The sequence below is a fragment of the Oleiphilus sp. HI0067 genome (genome assembly GCF_001635735.1).
In genome coordinates this window covers 1-1,342 of the sequence record NZ_LWFI01001270.1, presented here as the reverse complement: position 1 = coordinate 1,342, position 1,342 = coordinate 1, and the positions used below count along the sequence as shown (strand labels likewise).

At 44.1% G+C, this 1,342-nt stretch carries 2 protein-coding genes; one reads left to right on the top strand and one right to left on the bottom strand.

The features are described from left to right. On the bottom strand, window positions 1-986 hold a 986-nt coding region (locus A3739_RS19530), incomplete at its 3' end, for an AraC family transcriptional regulator (protein WP_068502513.1). Window positions 987-1,184: 198 nt separating this feature from the next. On the opposite strand from A3739_RS19530, the gene A3739_RS31180 reads away from it, so the two are divergent. Beyond that, the coding region (locus A3739_RS31180) for a 2Fe-2S iron-sulfur cluster-binding protein (protein WP_156502705.1) at window positions 1,185-1,342 on the top strand (158 nt) is incomplete at its 3' end.

Here is a 1,342-nt window from a genome sequence, read left to right as displayed (position 1 = left end):
GGTGTTTGATTATTCCAGCGTTTAAAAGCTCGGCGAAAATTTGAGCTGTCGTGATAGTTCAAAAGGGTAGCGATAGCCTCTACAGACATTCTGGAATTGCGTAAATAGTCTTGTGCCTGTTGACATAAAATATCGTCACGTATCTTTCTGAAGCCCGAATCTTCTCGCTCTAGATNACGGGCCAATGTTCGCTTACTAACGAACATAGCGGCTGCGGCATCGTCTTCTGATAAGGTTCCTGGAGGGTGTGAAAGCATTAATTTTTGAAGTTTGTATGTGTAAGAGCGCTCATCAGAATTGATGGTAGAGAGCATCTGTTCGCACTGCTTGAAAGCAAGTTGATAGTTTTCATGATTCGCAGAAACGTTATGCTCTCTGCAAGCTTCAATTGGGATTTTTACGATGGTATGAGTTTGAGAAAATAGTATTTCTCCTGGAATGCAATCGCTATAGCGTGCGTTGTAGTTTGGTTTCGGATGAATGAAGCTTGTAATCGCTGAATTCAGCGGGTGCCCCAGCAAGTGTTCTGCGCAATCAAAAAATGTAATGGCAGACGCCTCGGTAATGCATCTTAAAATTTCTGGCTTGAGATCTAGTTCGACGTGATAGTAAACGGATAACCAGTCGCCTTCAGCGCGAAGATCTAAGCTCACAAAACTCATTCTTGTTGGGGAGAACGTTTGAAACCCTTGTAGGGCAGTCATCAAGTTTGGACTGCTATTTACAAGAAAACCCATCGCTCCATGGGCTGCTGGGGTCAGCATTTTTCCAATCGCTAATCCGAAGGCTTCGTCTCCAGAAATTGAAAATGCATTTTCAAGCAAAGTGATTTGTTGGTCTGCCGTGATAAGCGTACTTTCATCTAAAAACTCATCGACGCTTAAGTTGGTGTGCGCCAGTAATTTAGGGAGGTCTTGAACCAAGAGTCCTAATGCACGGGCTATCAGTCTTGAATAGTTCGAGGGGATGGTTGCGGCTTCGTTCATCGTTATCGCGATCTCATGTCACTGTGGTGGTGGATAATGCCAATAGTGGTCGTCTTTCTTATAGTGTCTTTAAATGACCCTGTGATGTCAATAAATGACTCTCGAATGGCAATAAATGACCTCCCTTGTATGTGTTTGACACTCTAATCTTTGCCTAACTTAATCAGAATCGCACGTGAAAATAATAAGAGGTAAAGCATGAGCACGATAACCCTGATCGAACACGATGGGACAGAGCATTCTCTAAGTTATGAGAATGGGCAGTCTGTAATGGAAGTGGCGACCGAAAATATGGTGCCGGGTATTGATGCGGATTGTGGTGGGGAATGCGCGTGCGGCACGTGCCACGTGTTTAT